Raw genomic sequence first — 14964 nt, forward strand, 5'->3', positions numbered from 1 at the left:
AGCCCCTTATCATGTCCGCCAGACTCTTTACCCTGCGATGACCCATGGCCGATTCCGCTTTTTTCTGCACGCTGTCCCATGAAGGTGTCCTGGCGGTCCGCGGCGCGGACGCCGGCAAGTTCCTGCAAGGCCAACTGACCTGCAACCTCAATTACCTGAGCGACACCCGGGCCAGCCTCGGCGCGCGTTGCACACAGAAAGGCCGGATGCAATCAAGCTTCCGCATCCTGCTCGAAGGTGATGGCGTACTCCTGGCCATGGCCAGCGAGTTGCTCGAACCGCAATTGGCGGACCTGAAAAAATACGCGGTGTTTTCCAAGTCCAAACTGACCGATGAAAGCGCTGCCTGGGTTCGGTTTGGCGTCGAGCATGGCGACGGGGCGTTGAAAAGCCTCGGCCTCGAACTGCCGGCAGAGACCGACAGCGTGGTGCGCCATGACGGCCTGATCGCCATTCGCGTCTCGCCGGAACGCGCCGAGCTGTGGGTTGGCGCCGAGCAAGCCGATGGCATCAAGGGCAAACTGTCCGCCCTGATGGGCGAAGGTGAGCTCAATCAATGGCTGCTGGGCCAGATCCGTGCCGGGATCGGCCAGGTGATGCCAAGTACCCGCGAGCTGTTCATCCCGCAGATGCTCAACCTGCAAGCCGTCGGCGGCGTGAGCTTCAAGAAAGGCTGCTACACCGGCCAGGAAATCGTCGCGCGCATGCAGTACCTGGGCAAACTCAAGCGCCGCCTGTATCGCCTGCAACTGGCTGGCGGCGAACTGCCGGAACCCGGCACCCAGCTGTTTGCCCCGAGTCACGGCAGCTCGATCGGCGAAGTGGTGCTGGCCGCCAATGCCGCCAATCACATTGAATTGCTGGCGGTGTTACAAGCCGAAGCTGCAGAAGGCGGCGACATTCATCTGGGCGCACTCGACGGCCCGGCCCTGAAGTTGCTCGACCTGCCGTACGAACTGGACCGCGATCGCGAAATCCAGCGTTAACCGCAGTGTTTTTTTTGCAACACCTAGAGATGCGTAATGAGTGAGCTGGCGGAAAAGGTCCAACAGGATTTGGTTGAGGCCATCGATAACGATGACCTGGTTCTGCCAACGTTACCGGAAGTAGCTTTGCAGATTCGCAAGGCCGCTGAAGACCCGGAAATCAGTATCGGTAGCCTGAGCAAAGTGATTGGCCGCGATGCCGCGCTGTCGGCGCGCCTGATCAAGGTGGTCAACAGCCCACTGCTGCGCGCGGCGCAGGAAGTCACCGATCTGCACACGGCGATCACGCGCCTGGGCATCAACTACAGCAGCAACCTGGCCATCGGCCTGGTCATGGAGCAGATTTTCCATGCCCGCTCCGCGGTGGTGGAACAGAAAATGCGCGAGGTCTGGCGCAAAAGCCTGGAGATCGCCGGGGTCAGCTACGCACTGTGCCGCAACTACACCCAGCTCAAACCCGACCAGGCGGCCCTTGGCGGGCTGGTGCACCAGATCGGGGTCTTGCCGATCCTGACGTACGCCGAAGATCACTATGAACTGTTGTCCGATCCGGTCAGCCTCAATCATGTGATCGACCGCATTCATCCGATGCTCGGCGACAAGTTGCTGCGGGTCTGGGAGTTTCCGGAAAAACTGGTGCAGGTGCCGCGGCTCTACCTGGACTTCAAGCGACAGTCCGCGAAAATCGATTATGTCGACCTGGTCCAGGTGGCCAGCCTGTACTGCCACAAAGACACCGACCATCCGATTTCGCGCATTGACCCCTTCGGCGTACCGGCCTTCGTCAAGCTGGGGATTGATCCGGACAACAAGGCGATGTGTGCTGACCTGGAGGAAACGCGGTTGATGTTTTATTGATTGATTGAAGACCGCGTCGCGCCCATCGCCAGCAGGCTGGCTCCCACAGGGATTTATGTAACGCCACAGATCCTTGTGGGAGCCAGCCTGCTGGCGATAGGGCCAGAACAGGCACATCACTCCCCTGCATTAAAACTCACCCGTACCTTCAACCCCGCCTTCTCCCCATCATGCAGGCTGATCTGCGCCAGGTGCGCCCGGCAGATCTCGCCGACAATCGCCAACCCCAGGCCTGAACCCGCCACCTGTTGATTGCGCCGGTAAAAACGCTCGAACACCCGATCCCGCTCATCCAGGGGAATCCCCGGCCCATCGTCCTCGACCTCCAGCACCGCCGGAGCCGAAACCCGCAAAATCACATTGCCACCCGCAGGTGTATGGGCCAGCGCGTTATCCACCAGGTTGCTCAACAGTTCATTGAGCAGCGTCGGTTCGCCGCGCAACCAGACCGGTTCATCCGCTTCCAGCGCCAGGGCCACGCCGCGCTTGTGGGCTAGCGGCGCCATGGCCATGCCCAGCTCACGGGCCAACTGACTGAGGTCGAGCAATTGCGCTCCGCCTTCGGCAATCGCCCTGGCGCCGTTTTCCACCCGGGCCAGCGAGAGCAATTGGTTGGCCAGGTGGGTCAGGCGATCAGTGCCCTGGGCGGCGGTTTCCAGGGTGCTGCGCCAGGTTTGCGCCTCGCTCGAACGCAAGCCCAATTCCAGCCGGGCCTTGAGTGCCGCCAACGGTGTGCGCAGTTCGTGGGCGGCATCGGCGATGAATTGCGCCTGCTTCTCGAACTGCCCGCGCAGACGCTCGGTGAAATGATTGAGTGCACGCACCAGTGGCCACAACTCGCGCTGCACTTCCACCAGGGGCAACGGCCGCAGGTCATCGGGTTGGCGCTCCTCCACCGCGGTCCGCAAACGCTCCAGCGGACGCAGCGCCGCACTGACCGCAAACCACACGATCATCAATGCGCCGATCGCCAGCATGCCCAGACGCAGCAAGGTATCGCCGGCCAGGCTGCGAGCCATGCTGACGCGGGCCTCATCGGTCTCCGCCACGCGAATTTCCGCCATGCCGTTCATGTTCGGTTCGCTGACAGCCTTGAGCAGACTGACCACGCGCACGTTCTGTCCTTTATAAGTTGCGTTGTAAAAACGCGCCAGCGCCGGGTAGTCGTCGGTGCGCGGCGTACCGGGTGGCGGCGCCGGCAGGTTTTCGTAGCCGGAGATCAGCTTCTGATTGATGTCGTTGACCAGGTAGAAGATTCGCCCCGCACTGTCGTAGGCGAACGTATCGAGGGCCACGTACGGCACGTCCAGGCTGAGGCTGCCATCACGCTCGGACAGGCCGGCGGCGATGGTCCGCGCCGAGGCCAGCAAGGTCCGGTCATAGGCCGTGTCAGCCGCTTCGCGACCGTTCCAGTAAGCGCTCAAGCCACTGGCCAGCATCAATACCACGAGCAACAGCGCCAGGTTCCACAGCAACCGCCAACGCAGGCTGCTGGCCTTATGCATCACGGCTTTCCAGCAAGTAACCGAGGCCGCGGAACGTGACGATGGCCACCGGGTGGCCGTCGAGTTTCTTGCGCAAGCGGTGCACGTAGATTTCGATGGCGTCGGGGCTGGCCTCCTCGTCCAGGCCGAAGACCTGCGAGGCCAGTTGCTCCTTGCTCATGACCCGGCCGGGACGGGCGATCAGGGCTTCGAGCACCGCCTGCTCGCGGGAGGTCAGGGTCAGCAGTTCTTCCCCGAGAGTGAAGCGCCGGGTTTCCAGGTCGTAGGCCAGCACACCGCAGCGCTGCAGGCGCTCACCACCCAGCACGCTGCGGCGCAGCAAGGCCTTGACCCGGGCTTCGAGCTCGGTGAGTTCGAAAGGCTTGGCCAGGTAATCGTCGGCGCCCAGGTTCAGGCCATGGACCCGATCCTTGACGTCGCTGCGGGCGGTCAGCATCAACACCGGAAGGTTCTTGCCCCGGGCACGCAGGCGCGCCAGCACCTCGAAACCATCCATGCGCGGCAGGCCGACGTCGAGAATCGCCATGGCGTATTCCTCGCTGCCCAGCGCCAGGTCGGCCGCGACACCGTCGTGCAGCACATCCACGGTCAACCCGGTGCTTTTTAGCGCCTGGGCGACGCTTTCGGCGAGCTGCAGATGGTCTTCGACGAGCAGGACACGCATGGATCATTACCTCGTTCAGGGATGGTCGACGCCATTCTTTGGCGCGGAGTTTACAGCGGCATCCGCCACTGTGAAGCCCGAAAAACCGTGAAAGCCCGATGAAAGGTTAGCGAAAGGTTCGACCGTTAGAGTCGAGCCACGGATGGTTTCGATCGCAGCCATCGATCCTGCTTTGAAATGTAGCTCCCGAAAAACGCCTCGATGCGTTTTCGCCAATAAGAACAATAACGAGGTACTTCGCCATGCTGTCCACCCCGCTCCAGATTTACCCGCCCTCCCCCTTTTCCCGCTCCCCATCGATTACGCTTGCCGGCGCCGTTATCGGCTGCGCGAAGCGAAACCGCCGCATCTGAAACATCCCCAAAAACAACAACTCCCGTGGAGACAAAAATGAATCGATCACTGCGCCGTTTCGCCCTCGCCGCCAGCGTCATGCTATTTGCCGGCCAACTGATGGCCGAGCCCAAACGCCCGGAATGCATCGCCCCGGCCTCGCCCGGCGGCGGTTTCGACCTGACCTGCAAACTGGCGCAGAGCGCGCTGGTCAACGAAAAACTGCTGACCAAGCCGATGCGGGTGACCTACATGCCCGGCGGTGTCGGCGCGGTGGCCTACAACGCAGTGGTCGCCCAGCGCCCGGCCGATGCCGGCACGCTGGTGGCCTGGTCCAGTGGTTCGCTGCTGAACCTGGCCCAGGGCAAGTTCGGTCGTTTCGATGAAACCAACGTGCGCTGGCTGGCCGCCGTCGGCACCAGCTACGGCGCCATCGCGGTGAAAAGCGATTCGCCCTACAAGAACCTGGACGATCTGGTGCAGGCGCTGAAGAAAGATCCGAGCAAAGTGGTGATCGGTTCCGGCGGCACCGTCGGCAGCCAGGACTGGATGCAAACCGCGCTGATCGCCAAGGCCGCCGGGATCAACCCGCGCGACCTGCGTTACGTCGCCCTCGAAGGCGGCGGTGAAATCGCCACCGCCCTGCTCGGCGGCCACATCCAGGTCGGCAGCACCGACATCTCCGACTCCATGCCGCATATCCAGAGTGGCGACATGCGCCTGCTGGCGGTGTTCTCCGACAAGCGCCTGGACGAGCCGGAAATGAAAGACATCCCAACCGCCCGCGAGCAAGGCTACGACATCGTCTGGCCAGTGGTACGCGGTTTCTACCTGGGGCCAAAAGTCAGCGACGAAGACTACGCCTGGTGGAAAGACTCCTTCGACAAACTGCTGGCCTCGCCTGAGTTCGCCAAGCTGCGCGATCAGCGTGAACTGTTCCCGTTCGCCATGACCGGCCAGGAGCTGGACACCTACGTGAAGAAACAGGTAGCGGACTACAAAGTGCTGGCCAAAGAGTTCGGCCTGATCAAGTGATCGTCTCTGTCTAGCGGCGGCGGCTTCGTTTGGCGGAGCCGCGGCACAGGAGTTCCCCATGCTCTTACAACGCATTTTTGCTTCGGTGCTGTTGCTGGCCTGCCTCGGCCTGGCGCTGATGGCCTGGCCCTACCAGGCCGAATATTCCTACGAACCGGTCGGCCCCCGGGCCTTTCCACTGCTGATGCTCGGCCTGATGGGATGCGCGCTGCTGTACATGGCGTTTCGCCCAACACCGATCGAGCACAGTGAAGACGACCCGAAACTGGACCGTGAAACCCTGAACAAGATCGGCATCTGCGTCGTGTTGCTGCTGATCTTCGCCGGGCTGTTCGAACCTTTGGGTTTCATCCTCAGCAGCATGCTCATCGGCATTCCGATGGCACGCCTGTATGGCGGTCGCTGGCTGCCCAGCGTTGTCGTCACCACGCTGATGGCCGTTGGTCTCTACCTGCTGTTCGACAAGTTGATGGACGTGCCGCTGCCCCTGGGCCTGCTCGACGTTCTGGAGAACTGATATGGATACGCTTGGCTATTTGGGTCAGGGCTTCGGCGTCGCGCTGAGCCCGTACAACCTGGTGACCGCGCTGTGCGGCACCCTGATCGGTACAGTGGTCGGCCTGCTGCCGGGCCTGGGGCCAATCAACGGCGTGGCACTGCTAATCCCCATCGCTTTCGCCCTCGGCCTGCCACCGGAATCGGCGCTGATCCTGCTGGCGGCGGTGTACCTGGGTTGCGAATATGGCGGGCGGATCAGCTCGATCCTGCTGAACATTCCGGGCGAAGCCTCCACGGTGATGACCACCCTCGACGGCTACCCGATGGCCCGCAAAGGCCTTGCTGGTGTGGCCTTGTCGTTGTCGGCGTGGAGTTCGTTCATCGGCGCCTTCATCGCTACCTGCGGCATGGTGCTGTTCGCCCCGCTGCTGGCGAAATGGGCGATTGCCTTCGGGCCGGCGGAATATTTTGTGCTGATGGTGTTCGCCATTGTCTGTCTCGGCGGCATGGCCGGTGATCGTCCGCTCAAGACCTTCATTGCCGCGCTGATTGGCCTGTTCCTGTCAACGGTCGGCATCGACGCCAACAGCGGCGTGTACCGCTTCACCGGGGACAACATCCACCTGACGGACGGCATTCAGTTCGTCGTGCTGGTGCTCGGCCTGTTTTCCATCAGCGAGATTCTCCTGCTGCTGGAAAAAACCCATCGCGGCCAGGAAGCCGTGAAAGCCACCGGGCGCATGATGTTCAACTTCAAGGAAGCGTCGGCGGTGTTCGTGGTGAACATTCGTTGCGGTGTGTTCGGTTTCATCATGGGGGTATTGCCGGGTGCCGGCGCGACCCTGGCCAGCGCCGTGGCCTACATGACCGAAAAGCGTATCGCCGGTGCCAAGGGCACGTTCGGCCAGGGTGACATGCGCGGTCTGGCAGCGCCGGAAACCGCCATCGGTGCTTCCGCCTGCGGCGCGCTGGTGCCGATGCTGACCCTCGGCGTTCCGGGCTCGGGCACCACGGCGGTGATGATCGGCGCCCTGTCGCTGTACAACATCACACCGGGTCCGCTGCTGTTCCAGCAGCAACCGGATATCGTCTGGGGCCTGATCGCCTCGTTGTTCATCGCCAACATCATGCTGGTGATCCTCAACATTCCGATGATCCGCATCTTCACCCGCATCCTCGCCGTGCCGAACTGGGCGCTGGTGCCGGTGATCGCGATCATCACCGGGATCGGCGTCTATGCGGTGCACGCGACCACCTTCGACTTGTTCCTGATGGTCGGCATCGGCATCTTCGGCTACATCCTGCGTAAACTGGACTTCCCGCTGTCGCCGGTGCTGCTGGGGTTCATCCTCGGGGGGCTGATGGAACAAAACCTGCGTCGCGCACTGTCGATTTCCAACGGTGCGCTGGAGATCCTCTGGTCGAGCCCGATCACCTTCGGTGTCTGGGTGCTGACCGTGTTCATGCTGCTGGTGCCGCTGCTGCGGATCTGGCGCAAACGTTCGGTTGCACGGCGCGTTATCGCCGATGTCTGATCGAACACCCTTCAAAGCGTGGTGGGGAACCCCGCTGGTCGGCCTGCTGGGCGGTTTCCTCGCCAGCCAGGTCGGCTGGCCTTTGCCGTGGATGGTCGGCTCGTTGCTGGCGATCATCCTGGTGCGCTGCCTGACACCCTGGCAACTGGCGGAAATCCCTGGCGGGCGCAAGTGCGGCCAGTGGATCGTCGGCATCGGCATCGGCCTGCACTTCACCCCGGTGGTGATGGAGCAGGTGCTGAGTCATTTCGGCTTGATCTTCTTCGGCGCCCTGGTCACCAGCCTGTCGGCGGTGGTCGGGGTGTGGTTGATGCGTCGCACCGGCGAAGATCGCGCCACTGCATTTTTTTCCAGCATGCCCGGCGGCTCCGGGGAGATGGTCAACCTCGGCGCGCGAAATGGCGCGGTGCTCAGTCGCGTCGCTGCCGGTCAAAGCCTGCGGGTGCTGGTGGTGGTGCTGTGCGTTCCGGCGGCGTTCAAGTATCTGTTGGGCGACGGCGCGCCAATCTCCCACGGGGGCAGCATCGATTGGTACTGGCTGGCGTTGTTGTTTCCGGCTGGGGCGTTGGCGGCCTGGATCTGGGAACGCCTGCGTCAACCCAACCCCTGGCTGTTCGGGCCCTTGCTGGTGAGCTCGGCGGTGAGCATTGGTTGGGACCTGCACATCGGCTTGCCCAACGGTGGCAGCCAGATCGGCCAATGGCTGATCGGCAGCGGCCTGGGCTGTCACTTCAATCGGCAGTTTTTCCGTCGTGCGCCGTCGTTCATGGGGCGGACGTTGATCGGTACGGTGCTGACCATGTTGATTGCCACTGCGGCGGCCCTGGGCTTGAGTGCGCTGACCCACCTGGATTTGCGCTCGCTGACGCTGGGCATGATGCCGGGCGGGATTGCCGAGATGAGCCTGACGGCGGAAACCCTGCAGTTGTCGGTGCCGCTGGTGACGGCGATGCAGGTGATGCGGTTGTTGTTTGTGTTGTTTCTGGCGGAGCCGTTGTTCAAGTACTGGAACCGCAATCCGGATTAAAGACCGCGTTGAATTCATCGCCAGCAGGCTGGCTCCCACCTTGATTGTGTGAACACTGAAGATCCAGTGTGGGAGCCAGCCTGCTGGCGATGCTTTTCAAATCGACGGCAACCGCCACTCGATCGGCGTCTCGCCATTCTGCTCCAGGAACTTGTTGGTGCGGCTGAAGTGCCCGCATCCGAGGAAGCCACGATAGGCCGACAGCGGTGACGGGTGTACCGAAGTCAGTACCAGGTGCTTGGTCGCATCGATCAGCTTCTGTTTGCTCTGGGCATGGGCGCCCCACAGCATGAACACCAGGTGCGGCTGCTGCTGGCTGACCACTTCAATGATCCGGTCGGTGAAAAACTGCCACCCCTTGTCCTTGTGCGCGTTGGCGTTGGCACGCTCCACGGTCATGGTGGTATTGAGCATCAACACGCCCTGCTCGGCCCAGCTTTGCAGGTAGCCGTGGCTGGGGATATCGATGTTCAGGTCGCGCTTCAACTCTTTATAGATATTGACCAGCGACGGCGGCGCCGGCACGCCCGGTTGCACCGAAAAGCACAGGCCGTGGGCCTGGCCCGGGCCGTGATAGGGGTCTTGGCCGAGAATGACCACCTTGACCTTGTCCAGCGGCGTGGAATTGAGCGCGTTGAAAATCATCGGGCCCGGCGGATAGATCTCCTTGCCCGCCGCCCGCTCGTCCTGGAGGAATTTGCGCAACTCTGCCATGTAGGGCTGGTCGAATTCGGCACGCAGTGCCTCCTTCCAGCTCGGTTCGAGTTTGATACGGTCGTCAGCAGTCATGGTTACATCCGGCAAAAACAATGGGGCGAACCCTAGGAAAGCCCATCACGCTTGTCAATTGATCTGACGCAGATCCGGCACTTTCCCCCACAGCGATCATACTTAACCCTCAAATTCCCCAGCGAGGTCACCGATGAATCTGCATTTCGAAGAACTCACCGGCACTGACGGCGCCCGTATCGGCATTGCCACCCTGGATGCCGAGCAATCGTTGAACGCCCTGTCCCTGCCGATGATCAACGCCCTGCGCGACCGGTTGGACGCCTGGGCCAAGGAACCGCAAATCGTTTGCGTCATGCTGCGCGGCAAAGGCATCAAGGCCTTCTGCGCCGGGGGTGAAGTGCGCAGCCTGGTCGAGGCCTGTCGTGCCCATCCGGGTGAAGTGCCGCCCCTGGCCGCAAGTTTCTTCGCCGCGGAGTATCGGCTGGACTTCAGCCTGCATACCTATCCCAAACCGCTGATCTGCTGGGGTCACGGCTATGTGCTCGGCGGCGGCATGGGGCTGTTGCAGGGCGCGAGCATCCGGATTGTCACACCGAGCAGCCGGCTGGCCATGCCGGAGATCACCATCGGCCTGTACCCGGACGTCGGCGCCAGTTGGTTCCTGTCACGCTTGCCTGGCAAGCTCGGATTGTTTCTCGGCTTGACCGGTGCCCACATGAACGGTCGCGATGCAATCGACCTGGACCTGGCTGATCGTTTCCTGCTCGATGAGCAGCAACCAGACCTGATCGAAGGCCTGCTGCAGTTGAACTGGCAGGAACAGACGCCGATGCAGCTCAACAGCCTGCTCAAGGCCTTGCAGCAGGAGGCCGTTGCGCAGATGCCCGAAGCCCAGTGGCTGCCACGTCGCCAGCAGATCGATGCATTGCTGGATGTCAGTGATGTGCGCTGCGCCTGGAAGGCCATCAGCACACTGCGCGATCACACCGACCCGCTGCTCAACCGCGCCGCGCGCAACCTGATCGAAGGCTCGCCGCTGACCGCGCATCTGGTCTGGGAGCAGATCAAACGGGCCCGGCACCTGTCGCTGGCGCAAGTCTTCGAGATGGAATACACCCTGAGCCTCAATTGCTGTCGCCATCCCGAATTCAGCGAAGGCGTGCGCGCGCGGTTGATCGACAAGGACCAGAAACCCCACTGGCACTGGCCGGACGTCAGCAACGTGCCGGATGCCGTGGTGGAGGCGCATTTCCACAAAGTCTGGGAAGGCCGTCATCCGCTGGCGGATCTGTCGAATTACTGAAACAAAATGTGGGAGCGGGCTTGCTCGCGAAGAGGGAATATCAGTCGACATTACCGTTGTCTGACACTCCCTCTTCGCGAGCAAGCCCGCTCCCACAGGTATTGCGTTAATGCATGAGACTAGCGGTGGTTGCCCCGGCCGTTGTGGTCGCCGCGGCCGTTATGGTCAGCTCGACCGCCACGGTTGTTGTTGCGTCCACCCCGGTCATTGTTGTCCCAGCCGCCACGGTTACGGCCGTCCCAACCATGCGCCCGGTAATCTGGGCGAGCCTGGTAATAACGCGGTGCCGGTTGGTAATAACGCGGCGCCGGTTGATAAACCCGCGGCTGGTGGTAATAGCGCGGCGTTGGCTGGTAATACCGTGCAGGCGGCGCGTAGTACCTGCGCGGTGGCGTGTAGTAACCGCCACCGTTGGAGTAGTAGGAGCCTCCACCGGCGTAATAAGGTGCTGGCGAGGTGTAGACCTCGGAACTGTAGTAACTGGCTCCTCCATCGTAATAAGGCACGCAACCACTCAGGAACAAACCCAACACGGCAATCAGAAGAATTTGTCGATGCATAGCGGCCTCCTGGACCGCGAATGAGCCAAACCAGCGACGCTGGCAGGCGACAGTCAAATGTTCCAACTGTCGAAAGATCAGACCTTGAATTCGAGATCTGGTGCGTTCTTGCAATACGCTGAAACATCTCGCCGATGAAAGGTTTTTCATCTATCACGTTAGCCAACACGTTCCATTGCGGTGCGCCCGCGCACCATCACAAGGCATGCGAATGCAGCCTTCCTACTGAATCAGTCGACCAATCCCGCATGCCAGAGCGCTTCAACCGACTTGGCACGGCTCTCGCTTTAGCAAGTCCGTGCAGGAAGTCATCACAGGTTCGCGGCACCACAATTTGCAATGGCTGACTAGGGTTCCGGCTCGCAAGCGCGAGTGGCTGGTCCGAGAGTTGGCGACCTCCAGTTGAGGTTACACGGCGGGACAAAAGCCCGGGAGACAAGCCACCGTTCGCGGTGCCGCTGCCTTCCTGTCCGCCCTTGATCAACTGGAGAACCACCATGTCCCAGCATCGTTTACCCGCCCTGCTCGCCGCTGCCTTCGCAGCCCTCGTGAGCCTCTCATCCCACGCCGCCCAGAAAGACCAATTCAGCGTCTGCTGGACGATCTACGCCGGCTGGATGCCCTGGGAATATGCCGGCAGCCAAGGCATCGTCGACAAGTGGGCAAAGAAGTACGGCATCAAGATCGATGTGGTGCAACTCAATGACTACGTCGAATCGATCAACCAGTACACCGCCGGCCAGTTCGACGGTTGCACCATGACCAACATGGATGCGCTGACCATTCCGGCTGCTGGCGGCGTCGACAGCACTGCGCTGATCGTCAGCGATTTCTCCAACGGCAACGACGGCATCGTGCTGAAGGGCGAAGGCAAGAAAGTCGCCGACCTCAAGGGCACGGACGTCAATCTGGTCGAGCTTTCGGTGTCGCACTACTTGCTGGCCAGGGCCCTGGATTCGGTGGACCTCACCGAGAAAGACCTGAAAGTGGTCAACACCTCCGACGCCGATATCTCCGCCGCCTTCAACACCGATCAGGTCAGCGCCGTCACCACCTGGAACCCGATGCTTTCGGACATCAAGGCCAAGCCCGGGGTGACCGAGGTGTTCAATTCCAGCCAGATCCCCGGCGAGATCATGGACATGATGGTGGTCAACTCCCAGACCCTCAAGGACAACCCGGCCCTGGGCAAGGCGCTGACCGGCGCCTGGTTCGAAGTGGTCGAGTTGATGAACGCGAAAAACGCCGCGGGCAAAGCCGCACTGGAACACATGGCCAAAGCCTCGGGCACCGACCTGGCCGGTTTCCAGGCGCAACTGGACACCACCAAACTGTTCGCCACCCCTCAGGAAGCCTTGGCGTTTTCCACCAGCAAGCAACTGCCGGAAACCATGCGCAAGGTGGCCGAATTTTCCTTCCAGCACGGCTTGCTCGGTGAAGGCGCCAAAGACACCAGCGCGGTCGGCATGGCCTTCGCCAACGGCGTGACCAGCGGTGACAAGGGCAACCTCAAGCTGCGCTTCGACCCCAGTTACGTGCAGATGGCTGCCGACGCCAAGTTGTAACCAGAGGACTTGGCCATGCGCCTGATCAATCGCCACCCGGATCGCCCGAGTCGCCTGCTGCTGGTAATCCTGCCGTTCGCCCTGCTGTTGTGCGTCTACTTCATGGGCTCGACCGAGCGCCTGGCGGACAACCCCAACGACAAACTGCTGCCCAGCGCCGTGCAGATGAGCGACGCGGTGCAGCGCCTGGCCTTCGTGGCCGACAGCCGCACCGGCGAATACCTGCTCTGGCAGGACAGTGCATCGAGCCTGCGACGCCTGGCCATCGGCCTGGGCATCAGCGCGCTGGCCGGACTGTGCCTGGGCATCGCCGCCGGCACCCTGCCGTTGTTCGGCGCGCCGTTGTCACCCTTGCTGACCGTGTTGTCGATGGTGCCACCGCTGGCCATCCTGCCGATCCTGTTCATCGTCTTTGGCCTCGGGGAATTGTCGAAAGTGATGCTGATCGTGATCGGCATCACCCCGGCCCTGGCCCGCGACCTGGAACAGCGCGCCCGGGAAATCCCCGTGGAACTGTTGATCAAGGCCCAGACCCTCGGTGCATCGACCTGGACCCTGATGCTGCGGGTGGTGCTGCCGCAATTGCTGCCACGCCTGCTGATCTCGCTGCGCCTGATGCTGGGTTCGGCGTGGCTGTTCCTGATTGCCGCCGAAGCCATCGCCTCTACCGACGGCCTCGGCTACCGGATTTTCCTGGTGCGCCGCTACCTGGCGATGGACGTGATCCTGCCGTACGTGGTGTGGATCACCCTGCTCGCCTGGCTGATGGATTGGGGCCTCAAACGCCTGACCCTGCGTGCATTCCCCTGGTATGAAGGAGCGCGGGCATGAGTTTCATCACGGTGAAAAACGTCTGGCAGCAATACGCCGATCAGGTGGTGCTCGAAGGCTTGAACCTGACTGTCAACGAGGGCGAGTTCTGCACCCTGGTCGGCGCTTCCGGTTGCGGCAAATCGACCTTCCTGCGCCTGCTGCTCGGCCAGGAACGCGCCAGTCGCGGTGAAATCCTGCTCGACGGTCAGCCCTTGGCCGCGGAGCCGGACGCCAGCCGTGGCGTGGTGTTTCAGCGCTATTCGGTGTTCCCGCACCTGAGCGTACTGGACAACGTCGCCCTCGGCCTCGAACTGCCGCGATCGCCCTTGCTCGGACGCTTGTTCGGCAGCGCTAAAAAAGAAGCCCGGGAACAGGCTGCGGTGCTGCTGCACAAAGTCGGTCTCGGTCATTCGCTGGACAAGTACCCGGCGCAACTGTCCGGCGGCATGCAACAACGCCTCGCCATCGCCCAGGCGCTGATCATGAAGCCTCGGGTGTTGCTGCTCGACGAACCCTTCGGCGCCCTCGATCCGGGCATCCGCAAAGACATGCACGCCCTGCTGCTGGAGCTGTGGCGCGAGACCCGACTGACGGTGTTCATGGTCACCCATGACCTGTCCGAAGGTTTCAGCCTCGGTACCCGCCTGCTGGTGTTCGACAAGGTCCGCCTCGACCCGCACGCCCCCGGGGCCTATGGCGCGCGCATCACCTACGACATCCCTTTGAACAGCGACCGCCGCACCTGCCGTGCCGCCGTCGACGCCTTGCCCGTGCAACTGGCAGGCGCCCTTCGAACCGCTTGAGAGGACTTTCGACATGACTGATTCGACCCAACTGTTCCCGCCCTTCGCCGAAGAACTGCTGCCCGGCGGCGGCCATCGTTCCTTTGTATTGAAACGCGGCCAATTGCTGCGCCTGACCGACCTGCGCGGCGGCGCCAACGTCAGCCTGACGTTGCTCAACGCCCATGAAAAAACCGAACGCCTGAACCTGCCCGACAGCCTCAAATGCCAACACACCGCCAAGCTCACCGCCGGCCATTGCCTGTACTCGGACATGGGCCGCGTGCTGGCCGCCATCACTGCCGACACCTGCGGTTGGAGCGACAGCCTCGGCGGCGTGCTCTGCGCCGACGAAGTGGCAGAAAAATACGGCCAGGGCCGCTATCAGGAGTTGCGCAACGGCTTCTTCCGCAACGGCACCGACAACCTGTTGGTGGAACTGGGCAAGTGGGGGCTGGGCCTGTCGGATCTGCTGATGACCCTCAACCTGTTCAGCCGCGTCAACGTCGATGACGCCGGGCGCTTCCACTTCGTCGAGGGCAACTCCAAGGCCGGTGATTACATCGAGTTGTACGCACCAATGGACACCCTGGTGGTGCTCACCGCCCTGCAACACCCGATGGACCCGTCGCCGCAATACGCACCGAAACCATTGAAGTTGAGCTGGATGAACGCCGACCCCAGCGTCGCCGAACACTGCCGCACCTCACGCCCGGAAAACGAGCGCGGCTTCATCAACACCAACCGTCTGTTCGCCTGAGGATCGCT

15 protein-coding genes and 1 riboswitch are annotated in these 14964 nt (G+C 62.1%); of the genes, 11 read left to right on the top strand and 4 right to left on the bottom strand.

Translation table 11 applies throughout. The features are described 5' to 3' along the window. The first annotated feature begins 44 nt into the window (after nucleotides 1-44). Nucleotides 45-986, top strand: coding sequence for a CAF17-like 4Fe-4S cluster assembly/insertion protein YgfZ (ygfZ, locus tag ACYP2Q_RS24110; protein WP_459732774.1), 942 nt, complete (start codon nucleotides 45-47; stop codon nucleotides 984-986). 36 nt (nucleotides 987-1022) lie between these two features. Beyond that, nucleotides 1023-1844 (top strand): HDOD domain-containing protein, encoded by an 822-nt coding sequence (locus ACYP2Q_RS24115; RefSeq protein WP_459732775.1) that lies wholly within the window; start codon nucleotides 1023-1025, stop codon nucleotides 1842-1844. A gap of 116 nt (nucleotides 1845-1960) precedes the next feature. Here the strand turns inward: ACYP2Q_RS24115 and ACYP2Q_RS24120 are convergent, their stop codons facing one another. Both ACYP2Q_RS24120 and ACYP2Q_RS24125 read right to left on the bottom strand, forming a co-directional pair. Beyond that, nucleotides 1961-3349, bottom strand: a complete 1389-nt coding sequence (locus ACYP2Q_RS24120) for a sensor histidine kinase (protein ID WP_459732776.1) — start codon at nucleotides 3347-3349, stop codon at nucleotides 1961-1963. After that, complete coding sequence (locus ACYP2Q_RS24125) at nucleotides 3342-4013, bottom strand: response regulator (RefSeq protein ID WP_008055965.1); 672 nt, start codon at nucleotides 4011-4013, stop codon at nucleotides 3342-3344. Before ACYP2Q_RS24125 ends, ACYP2Q_RS24120 begins: the two co-directional genes overlap by 8 nt. Nucleotides 4014-4403: 390 nt before the next feature. On the opposite strand from ACYP2Q_RS24125, the gene ACYP2Q_RS24130 reads away from it, so the two are divergent. The 4 genes from ACYP2Q_RS24130 to ACYP2Q_RS24145 are packed head-to-tail and all read left to right on the top strand — an operon-like array spanning nucleotide 4404 to nucleotide 8441. After that, on the top strand, nucleotides 4404-5381 hold the full coding sequence (locus tag ACYP2Q_RS24130) for a Bug family tripartite tricarboxylate transporter substrate binding protein (RefSeq protein WP_459732777.1): 978 nt from the start codon (nucleotides 4404-4406) through the stop codon (nucleotides 5379-5381). A 58-nt stretch (nucleotides 5382-5439) separates the two neighbouring features. Beyond that, nucleotides 5440-5898 (top strand): tripartite tricarboxylate transporter TctB family protein, encoded by a 459-nt coding sequence (locus tag ACYP2Q_RS24135; RefSeq protein ID WP_459732778.1) that lies wholly within the window; start codon nucleotides 5440-5442, stop codon nucleotides 5896-5898. 1 nt (nucleotide 5899) lies between these two features. After that, nucleotides 5900-7414, top strand: a complete 1515-nt coding sequence (locus tag ACYP2Q_RS24140) for a tripartite tricarboxylate transporter permease (protein ID WP_339554153.1) — start codon at nucleotides 5900-5902, stop codon at nucleotides 7412-7414. After that, the gene (locus ACYP2Q_RS24145) at nucleotides 7407-8441 is read left to right on the top strand and encodes an AbrB family transcriptional regulator (RefSeq protein ID WP_459732779.1); all 1035 of its coding nucleotides are present in this window, start codon (nucleotides 7407-7409) and stop codon (nucleotides 8439-8441) included. The genes ACYP2Q_RS24140 and ACYP2Q_RS24145 overlap by 8 nt, the downstream gene beginning before the upstream one ends. A gap of 96 nt (nucleotides 8442-8537) precedes the next feature. Here ACYP2Q_RS24145 and ung read toward each other — a convergent pair whose 3' ends face one another. Continuing rightward, a complete protein-coding gene (ung, locus tag ACYP2Q_RS24150; RefSeq protein ID WP_459732780.1) occupies nucleotides 8538-9230 on the bottom strand; it encodes a uracil-DNA glycosylase in 693 nt (230 codons plus the stop codon). A 133-nt stretch (nucleotides 9231-9363) separates the two neighbouring features. Between ung and ACYP2Q_RS24155 the strand changes: the two genes are divergently transcribed. Further along, nucleotides 9364-10476, top strand: coding sequence for an enoyl-CoA hydratase/isomerase family protein (locus ACYP2Q_RS24155; protein WP_459732781.1), 1113 nt, complete (start codon nucleotides 9364-9366; stop codon nucleotides 10474-10476). A 119-nt stretch (nucleotides 10477-10595) separates the two neighbouring features. On the opposite strand, the gene ACYP2Q_RS24160 is transcribed toward ACYP2Q_RS24155, so the two are convergent. After that, a complete protein-coding gene (locus ACYP2Q_RS24160; RefSeq protein ID WP_459732782.1) occupies nucleotides 10596-11036 on the bottom strand; it encodes a hypothetical protein in 441 nt (146 codons plus the stop codon). 336 nt (nucleotides 11037-11372) lie between these two features. Then, nucleotides 11373-11473: riboswitch (guanidine-I (ykkC/yxkD leader) on the top strand. A gap of 60 nt (nucleotides 11474-11533) precedes the next feature. Here ACYP2Q_RS24160 and ACYP2Q_RS24165 point away from each other — a divergent pair. From ACYP2Q_RS24165 to ACYP2Q_RS24180, 4 genes are read left to right on the top strand one after another with little or no spacing between them, the layout of a single operon-like run. Further along, nucleotides 11534-12601, top strand: a complete 1068-nt coding sequence (locus tag ACYP2Q_RS24165) for a putative urea ABC transporter substrate-binding protein (RefSeq protein ID WP_459732783.1) — start codon at nucleotides 11534-11536, stop codon at nucleotides 12599-12601. 15 nt (nucleotides 12602-12616) lie between these two features. Further along, entirely contained in the window at nucleotides 12617-13432 is an 816-nt protein-coding gene (locus ACYP2Q_RS24170; RefSeq protein WP_459732784.1) for an ABC transporter permease, read from the top strand. Then, nucleotides 13429-14217 carry an ABC transporter ATP-binding protein gene (locus ACYP2Q_RS24175; RefSeq protein WP_459732785.1) on the top strand — a complete coding sequence of 263 codons (789 nt, stop codon included), beginning with the start codon at nucleotides 13429-13431 and terminating at the stop codon, nucleotides 14215-14217. Before ACYP2Q_RS24170 ends, ACYP2Q_RS24175 begins: the two co-directional genes overlap by 4 nt. A gap of 13 nt (nucleotides 14218-14230) precedes the next feature. After that, nucleotides 14231-14956 carry an urea amidolyase associated protein UAAP1 gene (locus tag ACYP2Q_RS24180; RefSeq protein WP_459732786.1) on the top strand — a complete coding sequence of 242 codons (726 nt, stop codon included), beginning with the start codon at nucleotides 14231-14233 and terminating at the stop codon, nucleotides 14954-14956. Nucleotides 14957-14964 lie beyond the last annotated feature (8 nt).

The sequence above is a fragment of the Pseudomonas sp. MHK4 genome, from assembly GCF_054600775.1.